Origin of the sequence: Sulfitobacter mediterraneus, from assembly GCF_016801775.1 — a bacterium.
GTDB lineage: Bacteria > Pseudomonadota > Alphaproteobacteria > Rhodobacterales > Rhodobacteraceae > Sulfitobacter > Sulfitobacter mediterraneus_A.
Map to the genome: position 1 here is coordinate 2,539,707 of NZ_CP069004.1, position 23,565 is coordinate 2,563,271.

Sequence of the window (23,565 nt, forward strand, 5' to 3'; positions counted from 1 at the left end):
GAAAAACTCCTGCGCTTCGCCTGCCAAAGGCACTATCGGCAAGGGGTATCCGCTGCCCCCCAGATCGCCAGCTCCCGCGCCAGATCGGCCACGGTTCCCTCTGGCGCTGAGCGGCCCGCGCCGGGAGTGAATCCCCAGCGGACAAAGGCAGAGCTTTGCACATGGTCGATCAGATCCGCGATGTCGCTGCCGTCATTGGTCTCTGGATCGCGCAACTGCACACAAACTTCGGCAGAGGATTTGCCCAACCACGCCAATTCCTCCGGTGGCAACCGCCAGGCATCGTCAATATGCGGCGGCGCATGCGGCACAGTGTTTTCCGCGGCGCTGGTCACATGACAGGTTCGGCAGGGCATGGTTTCTGCCCCGATCCTGCTTTCATCGGCCCGCACATACATCCCGTGGAGTGCCCCGGCGCCATAGCCAAGCCCCTCCCACATCGGCCGATCCTCGGTGACGTGGCAATTTGTGCAACGCGGATGCGATGTGACCTCAAAGATCTTGTCCCAGGCTTGTAAACCCTCGGCACGGCTGGCGGTGTCTTGCGCCGCCAAAGGGGACGCCAACATCATCAAAGCAAAGGCATAGCGCATCAGGCAAACCTCACATGTTTATCAAAGGGCATTTCGCGAATGCGCTGTCCGGTTGCATCAAAGATCGCATTGGCCAAGGCAGGCGCGGCAGGCGGCACGCCCGGTTCTCCAATGCCGCGGATCTTGTCGCCGTTTTCCAGTCCGCGCACCGTGATCTGCGGCGTCTGGTACAAGCGCATGCCCTCAAAGGCGTGGTAATTGTCCTGTTGTGGCACGCCGCCCTCATAGGTCAGCTCGCAATTCATCGCATGGCCAAGCCCCCAGATCACACCGCCTGTAACCTGCGCCTCAAAGTTCACCGGATCCAAGATTCGTCCCACATCTGCCGCAGCAAAAACCTTGTCGATACGAATACCGGCATCGGTATCTGTGACCTCAATTACCTGTGCCACAGGCACGCCGAAGGCCAGCACAAAGGCAACCCCGCGCCCACGCCGGGGACCAAGATCGCTGCCCCAGCTCGACATCTCGCCAACAGTTTCCAGAACCTTGCGCGACACCTCGTGACTGCACAGGCGCAGGCGTTCCTGCAAGGGATCGGCACCCGCCGCATGGCATAGCTCATCCATGAAACTTTCGTGCAAAAACCCGTTGCCCGATGCCCCAACGGAACGCCAGGAACTGACCGGGACCATCGCAGGCGCGCGATATCCGGTGACGCGGTAGTCGGGAATGGCAAAGGGTTGGTCCCATGCGCCTGCGACGATGGCCACGTCCGGCCCCATCGCCGGTTGGCCCAAACGACCAAGGCTGCTTTCCGTTACGGAGGTTGCAGAAATGCCCAGATCAAACGCCGTCACCGCACCTTGCGCCACCTTCCCACGGGCGCGCGCCAATTGCATGGGGCGGGGAAAATCATGCGTGAAATCTTCTTCACGACTCCAGGTCATCTTGATCGGCACATCCGGCATCTGCCGAGCAATCTCGACAGCCTGCAGCACATAATCATCCTCGAGCCGCCGACCAAAACTGCCGCCAGACATCAGGACATGAACGTACACTTGCTCGGCCTCCAGCCCAGCCAACTTGGCTGCGTTGACCTGCATAAACCGCGGGATTTGCGTACCGGTCCAGATGTCCAGCCGTCCAGCGGCCAGTTTGATAACAACACTCATCGGCTCCAACGGTGCATGTGCCAGATAGGGGATTTGGTAAGTCGCCTCAATCACGTCACCAGTGCCCAACGCAGCTTCTACATCGCCATCATCGCGAAACCGGCTGTCCTGCAATTCATTGGTAAACGCCGCATCAAGCGTTGCAATCTGTGCCTCGGTTTCACCGATGTAAGGGCTGTCGCCCCACTCACAATCAACCGCATCCGCAGCCTGAAAGGCCCTCCAGGTGTTATCCGCGACGACGGCAATGCCGTCACGGATCGGAAAGATGGCCCGCACGCCACGCATTGTTTCGGCTTCTGACGCGTCATAGCCCAGAATTCCGCCCCCGCGCGCCGGGTTGGTCCGGGTGGTGGCATGGACCAGACCATCCATTCGCAAATCAATGCCATAGGCTTGCGTGCCGGTCGATTTGGGAACGATATCGCTGCGCTGGTGAGCCTTGCCTAAATGTTTCCATTCAGATGGGCTCCGCAGTGGCGCATCTTGCACAGGGTCCGTTTCGGCTGCCGCCACCGCAAGATCGACATAGAGCAGCCGCGTGCCATCAGGCAGGATCACCGCGCCTTCCGCGGTATCAAGCTGATCCCGCGCCAAACCGGTTTGTGCCATCGCCGCCGCAACCAAGGTTTCTCGCGCCATCGCACCCGCCTCGCGCAGTCGGTCGTACATATCGGGCACGGTTGAAGACCCGCCAGTAAGTTGCAGCCCCAGCAGCTTGCCCGCAACATCGGCAGCTCCGCGTCCTGCTTTTGCAAAGAAGCTGTCGGAAACCGCCGCTATCGGCATCCCCTCAACGGCAACCACGTGGTTGTAATAGGCTGCGGCTGGCGGGCCGGGATCAAGGCGAACTTGCGCCACATCCACATCCAACTCTTCGGCAATCAGATGTGCCTGAACAGAATAGGCACCCTGCCCCACATCCGCACGGGGCGTGATCAGGGTAATGCCATCCCTATCGATCATCACATAGGGATTAAAGGCCACCTCGCCTGGCGCGAGCTGATCTAAAAGCGGGTTCTCGACCTCGCGTTTGTAAAGATAGGTGCCAAAGGCCACACCGCCCAAAACGGCGGCAGACCCAACCAGAAAGCTGCGGCGGGCAATCGTGCGCACGCGTCCCATGATCAGGCCTCCTGCAACTTGGCAGCGGCGGTCTTCACCGCAGCACGAATGCGTGGGTAGGTGCCGCAGCGGCACAGATTGCCGCTCATCGCGGCATCGATCTGATCATCCGAAGGTTCCGGGTTCAGATCCAGAAAGGATGCGGCCTGCATGATCTGGCCGGACTGACAATAGCCGCATTGTGCTACCTGATGATCCACCCAAGCGGCCTGAACCGCATGCAATGATTGCGGTGTGCCCAACCCTTCGATGGTGGTCACGTCGCCATCCACATCCGCTGCCGCCAATTGGCAGGATCGCACCGCAATACCGTCAACATGCACTGTACAGGCTCCGCATTGCCCAATGCCACAGCCATATTTCGGCCCGGTGATCCCCAATTCGTCCCGCAAAACCCAAAGCAGCGGCATGTCATCTTCGACATCCACAGCGTGCTCTTTTCCGTTGGCGATGAGTTTCATGGGCGGCTCCTGCTGAACTGTTTCGTTCAATTTAGGAGCGCCGTTTGTGTCGGCAACCCGCAACCTGTTGTGGCTACGGGTTACCTTGGGTCATTTTTCAGATCAGAATTCGACAACCGCACGAATGCTTTTGCCTTCGTGCATCAGCTCGAACCCGTGGTTGATCTCTTCAAGCTTCAACTTGTGGGTAATCATCGGATCAATCTCAATTTTGCCGTCCATGTACCAATCAACAATCTTGGGCACATCTGTGCGGCCCTTGGCACCGCCAAATGCGGTGCCGCGCCAAACACGCCCTGTCACCAGTTGGAAGGGACGTGTCGAAATCTCGGCACCGGCCGGAGCCACACCGATGATGATGCTTTCGCCCCAACCCTTGTGCGCACATTCGAGCGCGTCACGCATCACCTTGGTGTTGCCAGTTGCGTCAAAGGAATAATCGGCGCCGCCCTTGGTCAGTTCAACCAGATGCGCGACCAGATCACCCTCAACCTTGGACGGGTTCACAAAATCGGTCATGCCGAAATACTTGCCCGTCTCGGCCTTGTCGTCGTTGAGATCCACACCGACAATCTGATCCGCGCCAGCAAGACGCAAACCCTGAATCACATTGAGACCGATACCGCCCAGACCAAAGACAACACAACGCGCGCCGATCTCGACCTTGGCGGTGTTGATCACCGCGCCGATGCCCGTAGTGACGCCGCAACCGATGTAGCAGATCTTGTCAAACGGCGCGTCCTTGCGCACCTTGGCCAGCGCGATCTCAGGCACAACCGTGTGATTGGCGAACGTCGAACAGCCCATGTAGTGATGGATGGGCGTACCATCCAGCATGGAAAAGCGGGTTGTGCCATCCGGCAATTGACCGCGCCCTTGGGTGATCCGGATCTTCTGGCACAGGTTTGTCTTACCGCTGAGGCAATATTCGCATTCGCGGCACTCGGGCGTGTAGAGCGGGATCACGTGATCGCCCGGTTCCAGTGTGGTCACACCTTCGCCCACTTCCAAAACAACGCCTGCGCCTTCATGGCCAAGGATGGCCGGGAAGATGCCCTCGGGATCGTCGCCGGAACGGGTGAATTCATCTGTATGGCACAGACCGGTTGCTTTGATCTCAACCAGAACTTCGCCTTTGCGAGGGCCTTCGAGGTTCACCTCCATGATCTCAAGCGGTTTTCCTGCCTCAACGGCAACGGCGGCACGGGTTTTCATCATGGGGGTATCCTCCGGAATTGTTTTGCGCAGGAAGCTTAAGGGCGGGCGGCTTGTCAAGGCAAGCAGCACCGCCTGAGGGTTCAGATGCGACACCTTACGGGAAAGCGTCGGAGCTCTCCGGAGCGGATTCTACCAACCGGCCAAAACACAGCGCTCCGAGGCGGATATAAATCACCATCAGTGATTAATATCTACGACCGTGACCAATATCTGACAATTCTCTGAATGGTCCGATCGCGACGGCTGCCGTAGAGCTTGGCCAAGAAGGAACACCAATGCAGCACCCCAAGCGCACAATAGCCAAAGCATTAACCTGGCAAACATCCGGCCTGCTTATGATGGTAATTCTCGGCTATCTGACCACCGGGTCGATCCGCGCGGCTGGCGGCCTTGCCCTGGCCAGCTTTGCCACGGGAACGGTCACCTATTTCATCCACGAACGGATTTGGGATCGCATCCGATGGGGTCAAATTTTGCCAAAAGATCAAGTGAGTTAGCGCACTGGCGCATTCGCCTTAATCCGTCGCAACACCACATTCGTCTGCGCGGAATTCACCGCTGGTTGCACAAACAAGAACCCTTCGAGAAACTCGTTATAGGCGTCAATGTCACGGCAGAGGATGCGCAGGTGGTAATCGGCCTGCCCCGTGGTCGCATAACATTCTGTCACCTCTTCGCGGCGTTGGACGGCGGCGATGAACCGGGCCAAGGCTTCGGTGTCATGGCGGGTTAGGTGGACATGCACGATCGCTTCAAACCGCAGGCCCATCCTCTTGGGGTTGACGATGGCGGCGTAGCGCTCAACAATTCCAGCCTCTTCCAATGCTTTGACCCTGCGCCAGCACGACGAGGCGGAGATATTCAACTTTTCCGCCAACTGCGCATTTGGAAGCCGCGAATCCTGTTGAAGAAACATCAGCAGCTTACGATCAATATCATCCATAGAATCTCCGAATATAATCCCCAGATAATCCCTCCATATTGAAAGAATTACCCGCAACATTAACGCAAACGCAGAAAGAATGAAGCCGAAATCCAGAAGATCCAGTGTATTTTCCCCAAAAGCTAGGAGTGCGCAATGTCCCGTCCTGATCACCAGTTCAAAACCTATCAACTTGACGACCGCTATGCGCAGGTGCGCGGCCGCGTCTTCATGACCGGCACGCAGGCACTCACGCGGATCATGTTGGACCAAGCACGCCGGGACCGTGATGCGGGCATGAACACGGCCGGTTTTGTCTCTGGTTACCGCGGTTCTCCTTTGGGTGGTTTGGATCAGGAAATGTGGCGCATTGCCCCGCGGCTTGAAGAAAACCGCATCAAATTCATGCCCGCCGTGAACGAAGATCTGGGCGCAACCGCCGTTCTGGGCGCACAACAGGCGCATCTGGACCCCCACGCCGAAGTCGATGGCGTGTTTTCGATGTGGTACGGCAAGGGGCCAGGTGTTGACCGTTCAGGCGATGCGCTCAAACACGGCAACGCCTATGGGTCCGCGCCAAAGGGCGGCGTTCTGGTGGTGGCAGGGGACGATCACGGTTGTGTCTCATCCTCCATGCCGCACCAATCGGACGTGGCGTTCATGGCGTGGTTCATGCCAACGCTGAACCCCGCATCGGTCGCGGAATATCAAAGCTTTGGCGAATATGGGTTCGCCCTGTCGCGGTTCTCCGGCACTTGGGTGGGCTTCAAGGCGATCTCCGAAACGGTGGAATCCGGCGCATCCGTCGATCTTTTGCCTGACCGAACCTTCAAACAGCCAGATTACACCGCGCCGGCCGGCGGGCTGCATGTTCGTTTGGGTGATCTCCCCTCGCCGGGGATCGAGACGCGGATTCATGACAAGCTTGAAGCGGTCGAAGCCTTTGTTGAGGCCAATCCGATTGATCGCAAAATCTATGATATCGACGATGCCCCTTTTGGCATTGTCAGCACCGGCAAAGGGCATCTTGATCTGATGGAGGCCCTGCGTCTGCTAGGCCTCAGCGAAGAGAAATGCCGCGCGCTTGGCATCGACATCTACAAGGTCGGCATGGTCTGGCCCTTGGCCCGCCGCGACGCGCTGGAGTTTGTGAAAGGCAAGAAAGAAGTCCTCGTGATCGAGGAAAAACGCGGCATTATCGAAAGCCAATTCAAAGAGGCATTCTATGACTGGCCCGGCTCCAAGCCGCAGCGGATGGTCGGCAAACATGACGAAAACCTCGAAGAGCTGGTGCCGTGGACGGGCGAACTGTCACCGCTGAAGCTGGTGCCAATCATCGCCGCGCGGCTCGATGCGTTTTTCCCAAGCGAAAAGCTGATGGAGCGCGCCAAAGCTTTGACCAGCACTCCAGTGCCGGTGCTCAACGTGCCGGGGGCGAACCGAACGCCCTATTTCTGCTCGGGCTGCCCGCACAACACCTCCACCAAGCTGCCCGCAGGGTCCAAAGCGGCCTCCGGCATCGGCTGTCATGTCATGGCCAGTTGGATGGACCGCGACACCGCCGGATTTGCCCAGATGGGCGGCGAAGGGGTGCCGTGGATTGCCACATCGCTTTTCAACGGTGGCAAGCATATCTTCCAGAACCTTGGTGAGGGCACATGGTATCACTCCGGCTCGCTCGCGATCCGGCAAGCGGTCGCGGCCAAGGCCAATATCACCTACAAAATTCTCTACAACGACGCCGTGGCGATGACAGGCGGGCAACCCGTTGATGGGCCGGTGTCGGTTAGTGGCATCGCCCAAGCCGCCCGCGCCGAAGGTGTCAACCGCATCGCACTTGTCTCGGATCATCCCGAGAAATTTACCCGCGCGGATTTTCCCGCTGGGACATCATTCGACCACCGCCGAGATCTGGACACGGTGCAACGCGAATTGCGCGAGATCCCCGGCGTGACGGTCCTGATCTACGAACAGACCTGCGCAACAGAAAAACGCCGCAAGCGCAAACGCGGGCAGATGGATGACCCCAAACGCTTTGTCATGATCAACGATCTGGTCTGCGAAGGCTGCGGGGACTGCTCGCTCGAAAGCAATTGTCTGAGCGTTGAACCAAAGAAGACCGAGTTCGGAACCAGGCGGAAGATCAACCAATCCACCTGCAACAAGGATTATTCCTGCCTCAACGGATTTTGCCCATCCTTTGTCACCATCGAAGGCGGCGAACGGCGCAAGAAATCCGGTGCAGGCTTGGATGTGGACAGCATGGTCGCAGACCTGCCCCGCCCCAAGTTGCCGACACTGGATCAACCCTTTGACCTGCTTGTAACCGGCGTGGGTGGAACCGGGGTTGTGACCGTGGGTGCGCTGATCTCCATGGCGGCCCATCTCGAAGGCAAAGGCGCAAGCGTGCTGGATTTCACCGGATTTGCCCAGAAATTCGGAACCGTGCTGGGCTATGTCCGGTTGGCCAAAAGTCCCGATGCTGTGCATCAGGTGCGGATTGATGAGAGCAGCGCCGATGCGGTCATCGGATGTGACATGGTCGTCAGCTCCGCGCCCAAGGCCTCGGCCCATTATCGCAAGGGCACACGGATCGTTCTGAACCGTGCCGAAATGCCGACCGGTGATCTGGTGCTGAACCGCGATGCCGATTTGCGCATTGACGACCGTGAAGATGTGATCGCAGGTGTGGTTGGTGCAGAAAACCTGTCGGCCTTCGATGCAAACGCCATGGCTGAACGTCTGATGGGCGATGCGGTGTTTGCCAACGTCATGATGCTGGGCTTTGCATGGCAAAAGAGCTTGGTCCCGGTTTCCCTTGATGCCCTCTGTCAGGCGATAGAGCTGAACGGCGTGGCGCCGGACAGAAACAAAACCGCCTTTGCCTATGGTCGGATCATGGCCGACAGCCCCGCGCTTCTGACGCAGGACGAGAAAGCGCCGACAACAGACGAAAGCGTTTCTGCCCTGATCGCGCGGCGCATGGCGTTTCTGACCGACTACCAGAATGCTGCCTATGCCGCCCGCTACCAATCAAAGCTTGAAACCTTTGCACAAACCGGGGCGAGCGAGGAACTGATCCGTGCAGCGGCCAAATCCCTGTTCAAGCTGATGGCTTACAAAGACGAATATGAGGTCGCTCGCCTGCATGCCCACTCTGGCTTTACCGATCAGATCGCGCAGGATTTTGAGGGCGACTACAAGATCAAATACCATCTCGCGCCGCCGCTTTGGCCCACGGGCAAAGACACGCGCGGTCGGCCTTTCAAGAAAACCTTTGGTCCGTGGATGGGCAATGCCTTTGCCCTTCTGGCCCGGATGAAAGGTCTGCGCGGCACCTGGGCCGATGTGTTCCGATATGGCGCGGATCGCAAGCTGGAGATCGCACTGATCGGTTGGTTCGAAGAGGTGATGGAACAGGTCAAGACCGCCGCATTGGACGAGGAGGCCGCGCTTGCCGTTCTAACCGCCCCGATGGAGATCCGAGGCTACGGACCGGTCAAGGAGAAGGCAGCAGCACAGGCCAAAGAGAAAGTCGCGGCGCTTCTGGGCTGATCGGCGCATGGGGCAGAGCATCCCTAAATGCTCTGCTCAAATCATCGTTATCCGCGCATCACTTGACCCTGCGGGTCATAGGGTGACGGTGCGATCACAGTTGCAGGCCGTTCGGCCCCAACCACATGCACCGAAAGCGCCGTTCCTTCGGCAGCGCTGCCTCTGTCCACCAATGCCATGGCCAGCGACTTGCCGACACAATGCCCATAACCGCCAGAGGTCACAAAACCGACCTTGCGCCCGTCATGCCAAACGGGTTCGTACCCGCTGGCATCTGCATCCAGCGCATCAATCTCAAGCGTCACCAACAACTTGTCCGGCCCCGACCCGTCGCGTTCTGCCAAAGCGGCATCTTTGCCGACAAAGTCTTTGGACCAATCAATCCAGCGGTCCATCCCCGTCATACCAGGCGTATACCCTTGGGTGAATTCCGCCGACCAAATGCCAAAGCTCTTCTCAAGGCGCAGCGACAACAGCGCATTGAAGCCATATTCGATCATGCCGTGATCTGCCCCCGCTGCCAGCAGGTGATCACGCAGCGCCTTCAGGTCGCCCGCGCGGCAGTGCAGCTCATAACCCAGCTCGCCCGCGACCGACAAACGCCCCACTTTGCAGCGGATCAACCCCACATCCATCTGCGCACAGCCCATGAACCGCAGGGCATCCAGATCACCATCGCTCAACGCCGCTTGCAAGACCTCGCGTGATCTAGGACCAGCCAGCGACAGCCCGCCCATTTCGTCACCCAGATCGCGCAGGTTCACGCCGTCCTGCATATGGTCATTAAACCACCGCATGTGCCATTGGCGCAGGTAGTAGGATCCGGTGATCCACCATGTCCCATCGCCCCAGTTAAAGATCGTCAGATCCCCTTTGAGTCGCCCGTCCTCGCCCAGCATTGGCGCCAGTTTCGCACGCCCCGGCGCAGGCAGTTTGGAGGCCATCAAATGATTGAGCCAGCTTTCGGCATTCGGGCCAGAAACCTCGAACCGCGAAAACGCCGTTATGTCCAGCAGACCAACCCCATCGCGCACCGCACGGCATTCCGCCCCGACGATATCATGCGCATTCGATCGCTTGAGCGATGGCGTTTCCTCAAACCCCTGCGGTGCAAAGTAAAGCGGCAGCTCAAGATCCCAGCTTTGCCCCCATTTCGCGCCCGCGGCGGTCATGTCGGAATAGACGCCAGTCGTCCTGATCGGACGGCCAGCGGGCAATTGCTCGTTCGGATAAGTCATCACAAAGCGGCGCGAATAAAACTGCCCCGTGGTCTGCGCGATGTACTGTTTGTTCTCGGCCCAGATGCCGTAACGGGCCACATCCATACCATAGACATCCGCCTCCGGCTCACCATGGATCATCCACTCCGCAAGGCTTTTGCCCACACCGCCGCCTTGCAGGAACCCGGCCATAACTGCACAAGCCGACCAATAACCACGCTTGCCCGGAACCGGACCCACCAGGGGATTGCCATCGGGACTAAAGGTAAACGCGCCGTTGACCCATGTTTTCACACCCACATCCTGCAACGCGGGATAGCGTTCAAATCCCAGCGTCAGTTCATGTTCAATCCGGTCTGTGTCTTCCTGAAACAGCTCCATCCCGTAGTCCCACGGGGCACCGTCCATCGCCCAATGTTCCGTGTTCACCTCATAAATGCCCAGCAGAACACCTTTCTGGTCTTGGCGCAGATAAGTGAACCCTTCGAGGTCCACGGTCATCGGCACCTCAAAATCCAGACCTTCAAGCGCCGGGATGGTGTCGGAAATCAGGTAATGGTGCTTGAGCGGTGCAACAGGCAGCTCGACACCGGCCATCCGTCCCACCTGTTTGGCCCAAAGACCGCCCGCATTGACCACATGTTCGCAAGAAATCGTGCCTTTTTCCGTCACCACCTCCCACCCTTGCAGGGTCTGGTTCAGCTCAAGCACGCGGTTGTGTTCAATCACAGTTGCACCGCGTTTCTTGGCCGCGCCTGCGTAGGCATGAACTGTGCCTGTGGTGTCAATATACCCCTCACGGTCGGCCCACATGCCGCCCAAGAGCCCTTCGCCGGACATGATCGGGTTCAGCGCGACTGCCTCTTCCACACTAACAAGGCGGCAGTCCTCAATGCCGATGGATTGAAATGTGCGGTAAGCCGATTGCAGCCATTCCCAGCGGTCCGGCGTACCCGCCATCGTCAAACCGCCAGTCATATGCAGCCCGATATTCTGGCCACTTTCCTCTTCGATCTCGCTCAGCAGATCAATTGTATAGGCCTGCAAAGCCGCGATATTTGGATCGGCGTTCAGCGCATGAATGCCCCCTGCCGCATGCCAGCTTGATCCGGCGGTCAGAACCGACCGTTCGACCAGCGCAACATCGCTCCACCCAAGTTTGGCCAAATGATAAAGGACCGATGCCCCGACAACGCCGCCGCCGATAACGACCACTCTGTAGTGCGATTTCATGCCCGCTCTCCCCTCGCGCTGATTGGGTCAAGCAGACAAGCGCGATCCGCCTCGCGTCAAGAGCAATCGCGACACGGCCAGGAAAAAGGCGCGCACCCGGCGAGGGTACGCGCCAATTCTTCAGAAGTATTATTTTAAATCAGGATGCTACGGCCTTCATAAACCGGTCGCGGATCACCACAGGATCCTTGGTGATCACCGGCACTTTGATGTTACCGCTGTCGCATTTCACCACCATGATCGTCATTTGCTTGGATGCGATTGCCGCCTCAAGCGCCGGACCGCAGTCCTTGTCTTGCACTTCGACCACATTTTCGCAGCCGCAGGCCGTTGCCACTGCGGCCAGCGATGTCTTCTTGCCCGCATAGGTCGGTTGATCGCCAGTCGAACCATATGATCCGTTGTCGATGATCATCAGGATGAAATTGTCCGCCACGTTGTTGGCGATGGTCGGCAAGGTGCCAAAGTTGGTCAGCACGGACCCGTCACCATCAATCGCGATGACCGTTTTTTCCTGCGCCAGCGCCACGCCAAGCCCGATGGAAGACGCGAGCCCCATGGTGCCCAACATGTAAAAGTTTGTCGGCTGATCGTCGATCATGTGCAATTCCTGACTGGGCAGGCCGATATTGCAGATGACCAACTGGTCGCGCAGGATCGGCGCGATCTCTTTGAGAATTTCGGAACGGATCATCAGTAACCTCCCCAGAACGTCGCGTCCGTCAGGATGGCGACAGGTTTGTTGCACATGAATGTGTATTTCAGGATCGCATCCAATTCCTGCGCATCTTCTTGCTTGTGAAAGTGGTATGTCGGGATGTTCAACTGGTTGAGAAGAGCCTTGGTGTGCACCGCCATTTCAACCTGACAGGCGACCGGCTCTTTCAACTCTCCCCGATAGCTGATCAGCATCGGCAAGGGCATCCGGTAGAACTGTGTCAGTGTAACCAGAGTGTTCACTGTTACACCGATGGCGGTGTTCTGCATGATGATGGCAGGGCGTTTGCCGCCCATGAAAGCACCGGCACACAGCCCCATGCCCTCGTCCTCTTTGTTGGACGGAATGTGATAGATCTCTGGCCGGGTCTCGACCTCGTCAATCACGCCGGCCAACTGCTTGCACGGCACGGTCGTTACAAATGAGATGTCATTGGCGACAAAATCATCAACGATTTGTTTGGATATGGACAAAGGTCTACTCCTGACGGTTCTGAGGTTCGAGATAGGCGTTGGCTGGGACGTGACCGTTAGCCGGACATGCCAAGATCAAACTGCTGGTCAGGAAAGTATTTTGCAAGGCGCACATCGGCGGACCTTGCATGCCCTTCCATCCCTTCCAGACGTGAAATTCTTGCCGTCGCTTCGGCCACGGGGCGGGCGCCCTCGCGCGTTGCCTTTTGCCAGGTGACGATCTTCATGTACTTGTGGACCGACAGACCACCCGTGTAGGTCGCCGCCCCAGAGGTGGGCAGAACGTGGTTTGTACCGCTGGCCTTGTCACCAAAAGACACGGTCGTTTCCTCGCCAAGAAACAGTGATCCATATGATGTCAATCGATCAAGCCACCAAGGCAAATCGTCAGCCTGCACCGTCAAATGCTCGGGCGCGTATTGATCAGAGACCACTGCCATTTCCTCGCGGTCCGCGCACAGCACAACCTCAGCGTAATCACGCCAGGCCGCCAGTGCGTTGTCGCGGTTCAGTGTCGGCAGATCGTCGATCATGCCGGGCACCATCGCCATCACGTCATCGGCCAGTTTCTGGTCATCTGTCACCAGCCAGACCGGGGAATTGTAGCCGTGCTCTGCCTGCGACACGAGATCCGTCGCGACGATATGGGCATCTGCAGTTGCATCGGCCAATATCAGACTGTCCGTGGGGCCAGCGACCATATCAATACCAACGCGCCCATAAAGAATGCGCTTGGCCTCTGCGACGAATTGATTTCCCGGACCTACCAGAATGTTGGCCTTGGGCTGACCAAACAGGCCAAAGGTCATCGCCGCAATCCCCTGCACGCCGCCAATAGCCATGATGCTGTCCGCGCCGCACACATGCGCGGCATAAATGATCGCGGGATTGATCCCCACACCAGGGCGCGGCGGCGAACAGGCCATGATGTGTTTGCAACCGGCAACCTTGGCGGTGGTCACGGTCATGATCGCGCTGGCAATATGGCTGTAGCGCCCGCCCGGCACATAACAACCCACGGCATCGACAGGGATCACTTTCTGCCCGGCGGTCAGTCCCGGTACAACTTCAATCTCGACATCGCCTATGGTGGATTTTTGCGCCTCGGCAAAGCGTTTCACATTGTCATGGGCAAACCTTATGTCCGCTTTGACCTGATCAGACACCAGCGCACCCGCGGCGGCGATTTCTTCTTTCGACAGGACGATATTACCATCGTACTTGTCGAATTTGGCGGCATATTCCAGCGCCTTTTCTTCCCCGCCGCTTTCGATTTCGGACAGAATGGTTTGCACAGTTTTCTGCACATCCGAAGATCCGCTCTGCGCTGTCATGCTGGCTTTTTTCAGATATGTCGGGGCCATTTCATGCAGTCCTTTGTTCGAAAAAAATGAGGGCAATCCCCTGCGCCCGCTTTACGAGAAACAGTGGGTTATGCCTGTTCTTGGGGGGCGCTGTGGCCATTTGCAAGACTTTCAACCGTTTCCAAGCCTCCATTTTCAAAAGCCAAAAACAGGCTTTCGAGGACTGAAATGCAGGGGTCAATTTGGTCCGGATTTGTCGATTTTTGGATGATTGATGTCGGCAATGCTGAAAATGCCGCGGCTGGGGAGATTCGCCGGATCGGGCGCCGTGTTGCTCTTGACAGTCCCTGCGCCTTTCACACCCTATGCCTCCACGCAAAACGAAGGGGGCGAGTTATGACAGTACTAATTGCCGGAGGCGGGATCGCAGGGCTTGCGCTGGGACTGACTTGTCATCAGATCGGCGTGCCCTTCAAAGTCTTCGAAGCTGTGCAGACATTGCGTCCCCTGGGGGTTGGCATCAACCTTCAGCCCACTGCCGTCCGTGAACTGATTGATCTGGATCTCGAAGGTGAACTGGAACAAATCGGCGTGCGCACCCAGGACTACGGGATGTACACGCGCCATGGCGTGCATGTCTGGACCGAACCGCGCGGTCATTGGGCCGGCTACGACTGGCCGCAATACTCTGTCCATCGCGGCAAATTGCACATGATGCTCTATCACGCTCTGATCCAGCGGGCCGGACCAGACGCAGTCGAGACAGGTTGGGCTGCCACCGGATTTGACAACACAGACACAGGCGCAACATTGCACCTGCGTGGCACTGATGGGCAAACGCAGTCATTGGACGGCTCCGTGGTGATCGGGGCTGATGGCATTCATTCTGCGATCCGCGGCCAGATCGACCCAAAAGGCGGCCCGCCAAAATGGGGCGGCACGATCATGTGGCGCGGAACAACGCTAGCCAAACCGTTCAAAACCGGCGCATCCATGGTGATGATTGGCTCAAAGGGGTTGCGCTTTGTATCTTATCCGATCTCGAAGCCGGACCCAGACACCGGCCTTGCCGAGATCAACTGGATTGCGACGCTCTTGCAGGATCCAGACGCCGATTGGAACAAGGAAGACTGGAGCCGCGAAGCCGATAAAAACGATGTCCTGCCCGCTTTTTCGGTATTTGACCTCGATTGGATCGACATCCCCGGATTGATCCGCGATGCAGGCAAAGTCTACGAATACCCGATGGTAGACCGTGATCCGATGGACCGCTGGCAACAGGGCTGCGTGACATTGATGGGCGATGCCGCCCATGCCGCCTACCCAGTGGGATCAAACGGCGCTGGTTCAGCCATCATCGACGCCCGCAAACTGGGCGCGGCATTCCTTGAACATGGCGTCGGGGCAAAAGCGCTGGAGGTTTATGAAACCGAAATGCGCCCCCAGACTGCACAAGTGACCTTGATGAACCGCGTGGCTGGCCCCGATTCCATTCTCGATCTGGTCGAGCAACGCGCAGACGGCGCATTCACCGACATTTCCGAAGTGATGAGCAAGGAAGAGCTTGCCGCGCATGCGGACAAATACAAAGCAGCCGCAGGTTACGGGATCGAAGATACCAATGCGCGGCCACGCACGATTGCCGAAGGGGCAAGAATGGGCTGAGGACTATAAAAAGACAGGGGTTATTCTACTTTGGACAAGAACGCCTTGATCTCACGTTCTACCGCGCCTTGCTTGACCCGCCGGAACACAAGATCCAGCCCGCCTTCTGCCAGCGTGCGGTGATATTCCTGCATTTCGTATTCGCCCGCCTCGTTGATAAAAAGCGAGAACGTAGAGAACGTGTCGCCGCTGATCCGGGTCCAGACAAACGGCTCACCATTGAGCGGGTCCAGCGGCTCTGGCTTGCCAAAGACGTTGGTTTTCATGGCTGAGCCATAGATGCCATCGCGCGGGCTTGGCACAAATTCGATGGTATAGACCTTCTGCTTGATCCGCCCGTCGCTCTTGTAGCTGACCGATGTCCAACTCAGCTCGAAACCCTTTTTCGACGGCTTGATGGTGGTGCTCAGATCGCGGCGCTGCGTTTCGCCATCCTGCACAAACTCAGAACTGCCCTCATAGACGCCCGCAAATCGGTCAATTTCAGCGGCCAGGGCCACGATCGGCAGAACGCTGAAAACCAGCGCAAGGAGCAGTCGATGAAGCGGCATATAAGATCTCATTTATTATATGTAGTAAAGTTGCGAAAGATTACCAGAGGCGGTGATGCACAAGCCCGTCAATACCTTCAGATACAGCGCCCGCCATCCACCTCCATGCAGACCCCGGTGACCATGCTGGCCTCGTCCGAGCACAGGTAGCAGGCGGCATTGCCCATATCTTCTGGTGTGGAAAACCGGCCCAATGGAATGGTCGATAAGAACTTCGCCCGCACTTCAGGGGTGTCTTCACCCATGAACATCTTCAGAAGCGGCGTTTCACCTGCAACCGGATTGATCGCATTCACGCGCACCCCGTCGGGGGCCAGTTCCACGGCCATCCCCTTGGTCGCGTTGTTCATCCATCCTTTGGAAGCATTATACCAGTTCAGACGCGGTCGTGGACTGACCCCGGCAGTGGATGCCACGTTCAGAATCGCCCCTGTTCTGCGGGCCTTCATCAAAGGCACAATGGATTTCGCAGTCAGATAAACCGATTTGACGTTCACCGCGATCACCTTGTCAAAATCTTCTTCGCTGACCTCTTCCATCGGTGCGGGCAAATGCGTGGTGCCTGCATTGTTGACCAGAATGTCGATCTGTCCAAACGCGGACAAAGCGGCCTGCGTCATCGCCTCAACATCAGCCGATTTGGCCACATTGGTGGTGCAGACCCGCACCCCATCGCCCAGTTCTGCCGCCAGCTCCTCTGCCAGCTCGGTGTTCAGATCCGCGATCAAAACCTTGGCCCCTTCGGCATGAAACTTTCGGACAATGCCAGCGCCAAAGCCCGATGCACCGCCGGTGACGATTGCTGTTTTGTTACCTAATCTCATTTGATCCTCCTAGCCGTGCAGCGCCGCGACAGTCTTGAGTTTTGAGAATCCGTAAAGCGCCTCAAAGCCCTTTTCGCGCCCGTGCCCGGACAGACCCGTGCCACCAAAGGGCAGTTCCACACCGCCGCCCGCGCCATAATTGTTCAAGAAAACCTGGCCCGCCCGCAGCCGTTTGGCCAGCCGCATCTGCCGCGCACCATCGCGCGACCAAACCGAAGCAACCAGCCCAAAGGCGGTCCCATTGGCAATCTGAACGGCCTCTTCTTCGGTTTCGAACGGAATAACGACCTGCACAGGCCCAAAAATCTCGTCCTGCGCCAACAGGTGATCAGGCGTCACGCCCGCAAACAAGGTCGGTGCAACATAGGCACCACCGGCGGGCGCATCGGAAACAACCTGACCCTGTGCCGCGATCTCAAGGTCTTTGCCCCTGGACAGAAACCCTTCAACAATCTCTTTTTGACGCGCTGACACCAGCGGCCCCACATCAAGATCATTCATCGCCGGACCAGCACGAAGCGCGGAGTAGCGTTCTGCCATGCCGTTCAATACCTCGTCATACCGACTGCGGTGTACCAGAATGCGCGAAGACGCCGAGCAGGTTTGACCCGCATTCTGAATGCCCGCATTGGTCAGAAACGGCAGCGCCGCACCCACATCCGCGTCCTCAAACACCAATTGGGGTGACTTACCACCCAGCTCTAGCGTGACCGGCACAACATTGGCCGCCGCCGCTGTCTGGATCAACTTACCGACCCCGACCGAGCCGGTGAAAGACACATGCCGAACACCGGGATGACCGGCCAAGGCGGCACCCGCCTCCGCCCCTAGCCCCGGCACCACATTCAGCGCCCCATCCGGCAGCCCGGCGCGGCGGGCAATCTCGGCAAAGGCCAGCGCAGTCAGACAGGCCTCTTCCGCCGGTTTCAAAACTGCCGCATTGCCCATCGCAAGGGCCGCCCCAACGGAACGCCCGATGATCTGCATCGGATAGTTCCACGGGATGATATGCCCGGTGACGCCATGCGGCTCGCGAAGAGTATAAACGGTATAGCCATCGAGATAGGGAATTGTCGTGCCATGGATTTTATCAACCGCCCCGGCATAGAATTCCATGTACCGGGCAAGGGCGATCACATCAGCACGGGCCTGCTTGAGCGGTTTACCCACATCAAGCGCCTCCAGCTGGGCCAGTTCGTCGACATGTTCCAAAACCAGGGTGCCGATCCTTTGCAGGATCCTGCCACGTTCAAACTGCGGCATCCGGCCCCACGGCCCTGCCAGCGCGGCCTCCGCCGCCTCAACCGCACGATCAACATCAGCCGCACGCCCGCGTGCAATCTCGCACAGGGTTGATCCATCTGACGGATTGCGCAGCACGATGGTCTCACCACCATCCGCCGCATCCCATGTGCCGCCGATAAAACACAAGCCGGGATCGATGCCTAAGGGTCGCAGGGTCACGTTTCATCCTCACTGTGGTGTCTGAACTGCACCCAAGCTGCGGCAGAACCACATGAATGAACAGCCCAAAATCGCATGAACAGGGTTTCCACGCTGTCCACACTACCACTTCGGGCTTATGTTCAAAATTCGATCGGCAAAGTGACTAAGTCACCGAAACCCAGGCATCTTTGCAATATGATCAAGACCACCGATCACCCCACGCTTGCGCCTTTCGCGCAGCCTTGCCGGACCACTTCATGAACAGCTCCCTCAGCAGATTTCTTCCCATCCTCAATTGGGGCCGCAGCTACAACCGCAGCAGTTTCAGCAATGATCTGATGGCGGCCGTGATCGTCACCATCATGCTTATCCCACAGTCCTTGGCCTATGCCCTGTTGGCCGGCTTGCCGCCCGAGGCGGGGCTTTACGCCTCGATCTTGCCCATCATGCTTTATGCGGTGTTCGGAACCAGCCGCGCCTTGGCGGTCGGGCCTGTTGCCGTGGTGTCCTTGATGACGGCCGCCACTTTGGGGGAGGTAGCCGCGCAGGGCAGCGCCGGATATGCCGCCGCGGCCTTGACACTTGCGGCGTTGTCGGGCGCGATCCTGCTTGCGATGGGTCTGTTCCGCCTCGGCTTTGTTGCGAACTTCCTGTCACATCCGGTGATTGCCGGCTTTATCACCGCCTCCGGTCTATTGATCGCGGCCAGTCAGTTGAAACATATTCTTGGTATTGAGGCGCATGGCCACACGCTGTTGGAACTTGTCACACCCCTGATCCTCCATCTGCCGCAAACCAATTGGATCACTCTGACCATCGGCGCCGGCGCAGTGGCATTCCTATTCTGGGTGCGCAAAGGCCTGGCGCCGCTGCTCTCACGGTTCGGCCTGTCCGAAGGTGTCAAATCAGCCTTGGTCAAGGCCGGACCTGTGGCCGTTGTTGTTGCAACCACCCTGACGGTCTGGGGGTTCGATCTGAGCCAAAGCGGCGTGCAGATTGTCGGCGCTGTCCCGCAAAGCTTGCCGCCCTTTACCCTGCCCCCTGTCCCCCTTGATCTATTGCAGAAACTGCTTATGCCGGCCTTCCTGATCTCGCTGATCGGATTTGTGGAATCCATCTCGGTGGCGCAAACACTCGCCGCAAAAAAGCGCCAGCGGATCGACCCGGATCAAGAGTTGATCGGCCTCGGCGCGGCCAATATTGGCGCGGCGCTCACGGGCGGTTTCCCTGTCACCGGCGGATTTTCCAGATCGGTTGTGAATTTTGACGCAGGCGCAGAAACCCCTGCCGCCGGAGCCTTTACCGCCATCGGTCTTGCCATCGCAGCGTTGCTGCTGACCCCGTTGATCTTTTTCCTGCCCAAGGCGACACTGGCCGCGACCATCATCGTTGCGGTGCTGAGCCTCATTGATTTCTCCATCCTGACTCGCAGCTGGCACTACTCCAAATCCGACTTTGCCGCCGTGGCCGTGACAATCCTGCTGACCCTTGGCATGGGGGTCGAGGCAGGCGTGACTGCGGGTGTGCTGCTTTCGATACTGCTGCATCTGTACAAGTCATCCAAACCCCATATCGCCGAGGTCGGCCGTGTGCCGGGCACCGAGCATTACCGCAATATTCTCCGTCACAAGGTGATCACTGACCCCACTGTCGTGTCTCTGCGGGTGGACGAGAGCCTTTATTTCGCAAACGCACGATTCCTAGAGGATCAGATCCACAACCGCGTCGCACGTGATCCGGCGATCCGGCATGTGATCTTGCAATGCTCCGCCATCAACGCGATTGACCTCAGCGCCTTGGAATCCCTTGAGATGATCAACACCCGGCTCAGGGAAATGAATGTGTGTCTGCATCTGTCCGAGGTCAAAGGCCCGGTGATGGACCGGCTGGAGGAACAACATTTCTTGCAGGAGATGACTGGCAAAGTGTTCCTGACCCAGTTTGAAGCCGCCCAATATGTCGCCAGCCAATCCAGCACAAAGGAGCCATCATAGCGGCATAGCGCCCCTTTACGCCGTAAAGCCAATATCGCAAGTTCGGGCGAAGTCTCCGCAAAGGAATGATGATGGCAAATCCGCTTTTCGACGCTCTGTTTGGTCGCCACCAAGGCAAGGAAACGCCGTTTCTGCATTTGCCAAACGGCCAGACCGTGACCCATGCGGCATTTCTGGCCCGCACAGCGCGGTTTGCCAATGCCTTTGCCAAGGTTGGCCTGACCCCCGGAGACAGAGTTGCCGTTCAGATCGAGAAATCCGCCGATGCGCTGGCGCTTTTTGCCGCCTGCGTGCAGGCCGGTCTGGTTTTTCTACCTCTGAACACCGCCTACAAACCTGCCGAAGTAGACTATTTCGTCAGCAACTCTGGTGCGCGGTTGTTGGTTTGTGATCCCGACAAGGCCGACGGCCTGACACCCGTGGCCATGGACGCCGGCGCGCGGCTGGAAACGCTGGACGGATCGGGCGGCGGCACCTTGGTGGAACTGGCCGAAGCGCAACCTGACAGCTTTCAAACGGTCGACAGATCTGCTGACGATCTGGCCGCGTTCCTTTATACCTCTGGCACAACAGGGCGGTCCAAAGGCGCTATGCTCAGCCAATCCAATCTGCTGAGCAATGCGGAAACCCTCAAGGATTTCTGGCGCTTTACCAATAATGACGTTCTGCTGCATGCCTTACCGATCTTTCACACACACGGGTTGTTTGTGGCGACAAATATCATCCTGCTTTCGGGCGGATCGATGGTGTTCCTGCCCAAGCTTGATGTGGATGAATTGATCCGGTTCATGCCTCGCGCCACAAGTTTGATGGGGGTGCCGACGTTCTACACCCGGCTGCTGGATCATCCCGATTTCACCAAAGACCTGACCGCACATATGCGGCTCTTTATTTCTGGGTCTGCCCCGCTTTTGGCGGAAACTCACAAGGCGTTTGAGGCCCGAACAGGCCACCGGATCTTGGAACGCTACGGAATGACCGAAACCAATATGAACACCTCAAACCCCTATGACGGGGAGCGCCGCGCAGGCACGGTTGGCCATCCCCTGCCGGGGGTCGAGCTGAAGGTGACGGACCCGGACAGCGGCGCAACCCTGCCGGATGGCGAGATAGGCGTGATCGAAGTACGCGGGCCAAATGTGTTTCAGGGCTATTGGCAGATGCCGGAAAAGACCGCCGCAGAACTGCGCAGCGACGGGTTCTTTATCACTGGCGATCTGGGCCTGATAGACGATCAGGGCTATGTGCAGATCGTCGGGCGCGGCAAGGATCTGATCATATCGGGCGGCTACAATATCTACCCCAAAGAGATTGAGCTGGTGCTGGACGAACAGCCGGGCGTGCTCGAATCGGCTGTGATCGGCGTACCGCACGACGATCTGGGCGAGGCGCCGCTGGGCGTTCTGGTGCGGGAAAAAGGCGCGGAGCCGGACAGCGAGGCGATCTTGGCGCAACTCAATTCCGATTTGGCGCGATTTAAATGTCCGCGAAAATTGATCGTGGTGGACGCCCTGCCGCGCAACACCATGGGCAAGGTTCAAAAGAACGTGCTGCGCGAAACCTATGCGGATGTATTTGGGCGCTAGGCGGCGTCAGACCTCTGCCAGATCATGAACCGTCCGCGCGTCGCTGGCGGTGCCTGTGTTCACCGTGCTCGCCGGCTCAAGCAGAACCACCTCGCAACTTTCTGACAATGCCACGGGGCAATGTTCAACGCCGCGCGGCACCACGATAAATTCACCCTCTTCAATGATCTCTTCGCGGTCGCGAAATTTCATCAAGAGCCGCCCGCGATGGACCAGAAACAACTCATCCTCATCGTGATGGAAATGCCATGTGAAATTTCCGGAAAACTTGGCCAACTTGATCTGCATATTGTTGATTTGCCCGGCAACGCGCGGCGCCCATGTTTCCTCAAAGGACCCAAAGGCGCGGTCGAGGCTCTTTTTGCCAAATGGTGACAAATGCCCGTTCAACTCAGCCACGTCGCGGACAATTGCGCCCAATTGCGTTGCCAGATCATTGGCTTCGGCCGGGTACAGCCCGTCCAGTGCTGCGGTGCCAATGGTGAAACCGGCAGCCCCTGCATTCTTCACATCTGCAATCCGCGACGGGTCGGCAATCGATCCGGCCGCGATCACCGGTTTACCGGCTGCCTCACACACAGCGCGGATCAACTCAGGCACATCCGTCTTGGACCGATACGCCAGCAGATCCAGTCCATCCACCCCGTCCCGAGCCGCCAATTCTGCCGCGCTTTTGGCGATCTCTTCGATACTGCCTTGCAGCACGCTGGGGTGCCCCTCAATCCGACCGGGAAACGGATAGTAGGCGATGCCCCGCCCCGCCAGAACCGGCAGCACCTCATCGACACGTGTACCGCCAAGCAAAACATCGACACCGATCTCAACAGCCGCACGGGCAGAGCGGACTTCGCTGTCCTGATCAAGAGAAACCACCTCAAGATAAGACGTCGCGCCCTTGGCCTTGATCGTCTTGTTCAACTCTTTGAGCGCGGCAACCGGCAAGCCGACATCCTTAAACCCCACATGCCGCACACCCAATGCCAGAGCGGTCGCAAGATGCGCCGCCGCATCTTCCACCGTTCGGTCGTTGCGGGTCAGCATAAAGATAAATCGCAGGCCCATGTGATGGCCTCCCTAATGGTGATGCGGATGCTGTTGATACTTAGACAATATACATCGCATCGCCATCCGCAAAGAGGACCGAACCCCTACGGTGGCTGGCCTAGACCAGCGCCCGTGTGATCATGACCCCGGCCCAAGCAGAAAACCCAGTGAGGACCCCACCCCAAAGACTGTCAACGACGACCTGCGTCATCGACCAGTCACGCAGGGTCGCATAGTTGGTAAACTCGTAGGTGCCATAGGCCATCAGACCAAGCAGCGCGCCGCCAATCAACGCCGCAACCGGATTACCGTCCCGCAAAGCAGGCAATGACACAAACCAAAGCAGGCCCGCGACATAACCAAGATAAAACACCGCCGCCGGCACAACACGGAACGGATCGGCATAAAGATGCGCGATGTGCCGGTCGAACACTGGTTTGATCAACAGTCTCAGACCCACGGCATCCGCAGCAAAAAACACCAGAACGGTCGAGAGGTACAGAACAAGAATTTTCATG

General features: G+C 58.1%; 19 protein-coding genes. 5 read left to right on the forward strand and 14 right to left on the reverse strand.

The window, feature by feature from the left end:
- Positions 1–32: 32 nt before the first annotated feature.
- From JNX03_RS12590 to JNX03_RS12605, 4 genes are all read right to left on the reverse strand, one after another.
- Positions 33–593, reverse strand: coding sequence for a hypothetical protein (locus JNX03_RS12590; RefSeq protein ID WP_203209377.1), 561 nt, complete (start codon positions 591–593; stop codon positions 33–35).
- Entirely contained in the window at positions 593–2,833 is a 2,241-nt protein-coding gene (locus JNX03_RS12595) for a xanthine dehydrogenase family protein molybdopterin-binding subunit (RefSeq protein ID WP_203209378.1), read from the reverse strand. The genes JNX03_RS12590 and JNX03_RS12595 overlap by 1 nt, the downstream gene beginning before the upstream one ends.
- Positions 2,834–2,835: 2 nt before the next feature.
- Positions 2,836–3,294, reverse strand: a complete 459-nt coding sequence (locus tag JNX03_RS12600) for a (2Fe-2S)-binding protein (RefSeq protein ID WP_203209379.1) — start codon at positions 3,292–3,294, stop codon at positions 2,836–2,838.
- A gap of 102 nt (positions 3,295–3,396) precedes the next feature.
- Positions 3,397–4,509, reverse strand: a complete 1,113-nt coding sequence (locus JNX03_RS12605) for an S-(hydroxymethyl)glutathione dehydrogenase/class III alcohol dehydrogenase (RefSeq protein ID WP_203212239.1) — start codon at positions 4,507–4,509, stop codon at positions 3,397–3,399.
- Between the two features lie 278 nt (positions 4,510–4,787).
- Between JNX03_RS12605 and JNX03_RS12610 the strand changes: the two genes are divergently transcribed.
- On the forward strand, positions 4,788–5,009 hold the full coding sequence (locus JNX03_RS12610) for a DUF2061 domain-containing protein (RefSeq protein ID WP_203209380.1): 222 nt from the start codon (positions 4,788–4,790) through the stop codon (positions 5,007–5,009).
- Here the strand turns inward: JNX03_RS12610 and JNX03_RS12615 are convergent.
- Positions 5,006–5,455, reverse strand: a complete 450-nt coding sequence (locus JNX03_RS12615; RefSeq protein WP_203209381.1) for an Lrp/AsnC family transcriptional regulator — start codon at positions 5,453–5,455, stop codon at positions 5,006–5,008. The genes JNX03_RS12610 and JNX03_RS12615 overlap by 4 nt on opposite strands.
- Positions 5,456–5,590: 135 nt before the next feature.
- Here JNX03_RS12615 and JNX03_RS12620 point away from each other — a divergent pair, with 135 nt between their 5' ends.
- A complete protein-coding gene (locus JNX03_RS12620; protein WP_203209382.1) occupies positions 5,591–8,989 on the forward strand; it encodes an indolepyruvate ferredoxin oxidoreductase family protein in 3,399 nt (1,132 codons plus the stop codon).
- Between the two features lie 47 nt (positions 8,990–9,036).
- On the opposite strand, the gene JNX03_RS12625 is transcribed toward JNX03_RS12620, so the two are convergent.
- The 4 genes from JNX03_RS12625 to hisD form a co-directional block, all read right to left on the reverse strand.
- Positions 9,037–11,442 (reverse strand): GcvT family protein, encoded by a 2,406-nt coding sequence (locus JNX03_RS12625; RefSeq protein WP_203209383.1) that lies wholly within the window; start codon positions 11,440–11,442, stop codon positions 9,037–9,039.
- Positions 11,443–11,581: 139 nt separating this feature from the next.
- Entirely contained in the window at positions 11,582–12,136 is a 555-nt protein-coding gene (comE, locus tag JNX03_RS12630) for a sulfopyruvate decarboxylase subunit beta (protein ID WP_203209384.1), read from the reverse strand.
- A complete protein-coding gene (gene comD / locus JNX03_RS12635) occupies positions 12,136–12,633 on the reverse strand; it encodes a sulfopyruvate decarboxylase subunit alpha (RefSeq protein WP_025047231.1) in 498 nt (165 codons plus the stop codon). The genes comE and comD overlap by 1 nt, the downstream gene beginning before the upstream one ends.
- 56 nt (positions 12,634–12,689) lie before the next feature.
- Complete coding sequence (gene hisD, locus JNX03_RS12640; RefSeq protein ID WP_203209385.1) at positions 12,690–13,997, reverse strand: histidinol dehydrogenase; 1,308 nt, start codon at positions 13,995–13,997, stop codon at positions 12,690–12,692.
- 336 nt (positions 13,998–14,333) lie between these two features.
- Here hisD and JNX03_RS12645 point away from each other — a divergent pair, with 336 nt between their 5' ends.
- Entirely contained in the window at positions 14,334–15,602 is a 1,269-nt protein-coding gene (locus JNX03_RS12645; RefSeq protein ID WP_203209386.1) for a flavin-dependent oxidoreductase, read from the forward strand.
- 20 nt (positions 15,603–15,622) lie between these two features.
- On the opposite strand, the gene JNX03_RS12650 is transcribed toward JNX03_RS12645, so the two are convergent.
- The 3 genes from JNX03_RS12650 to JNX03_RS12660 form a co-directional block, all read right to left on the reverse strand.
- Positions 15,623–16,153: a hypothetical protein gene (locus tag JNX03_RS12650; RefSeq protein ID WP_203209387.1), complete on the reverse strand. Its 531-nt coding sequence runs from the start codon at positions 16,151–16,153 to the stop codon at positions 15,623–15,625.
- A gap of 77 nt (positions 16,154–16,230) precedes the next feature.
- A complete protein-coding gene (locus JNX03_RS12655) occupies positions 16,231–16,977 on the reverse strand; it encodes an SDR family oxidoreductase (RefSeq protein WP_203209388.1) in 747 nt (248 codons plus the stop codon).
- Between the two features lie 9 nt (positions 16,978–16,986).
- A complete protein-coding gene (locus JNX03_RS12660) occupies positions 16,987–18,441 on the reverse strand; it encodes an aldehyde dehydrogenase family protein (protein WP_203209389.1) in 1,455 nt (484 codons plus the stop codon).
- Between the two features lie 239 nt (positions 18,442–18,680).
- Here JNX03_RS12660 and JNX03_RS12665 point away from each other — a divergent pair, with 239 nt between their 5' ends.
- Both JNX03_RS12665 and JNX03_RS12670 read left to right on the forward strand, forming a co-directional pair.
- A complete protein-coding gene (locus JNX03_RS12665) occupies positions 18,681–20,417 on the forward strand; it encodes a SulP family inorganic anion transporter (protein WP_203209390.1) in 1,737 nt (578 codons plus the stop codon).
- A 71-nt stretch (positions 20,418–20,488) separates the two neighbouring features.
- On the forward strand, positions 20,489–22,003 hold the full coding sequence (locus JNX03_RS12670) for a malonate--CoA ligase (RefSeq protein WP_203209391.1): 1,515 nt from the start codon (positions 20,489–20,491) through the stop codon (positions 22,001–22,003).
- 6 nt (positions 22,004–22,009) lie between these two features.
- Here the strand turns inward: JNX03_RS12670 and JNX03_RS12675 are convergent, their stop codons facing one another.
- Both JNX03_RS12675 and JNX03_RS12680 read right to left on the reverse strand, forming a co-directional pair.
- Positions 22,010–23,065: a cupin domain-containing protein gene (locus tag JNX03_RS12675; protein WP_203209392.1), complete on the reverse strand. Its 1,056-nt coding sequence runs from the start codon at positions 23,063–23,065 to the stop codon at positions 22,010–22,012.
- A gap of 100 nt (positions 23,066–23,165) precedes the next feature.
- A complete protein-coding gene (locus JNX03_RS12680; protein WP_203209393.1) occupies positions 23,166–23,564 on the reverse strand; it encodes a DUF2177 family protein in 399 nt (132 codons plus the stop codon).
- Between the last annotated feature and the right edge of the window lies 1 nt (position 23,565).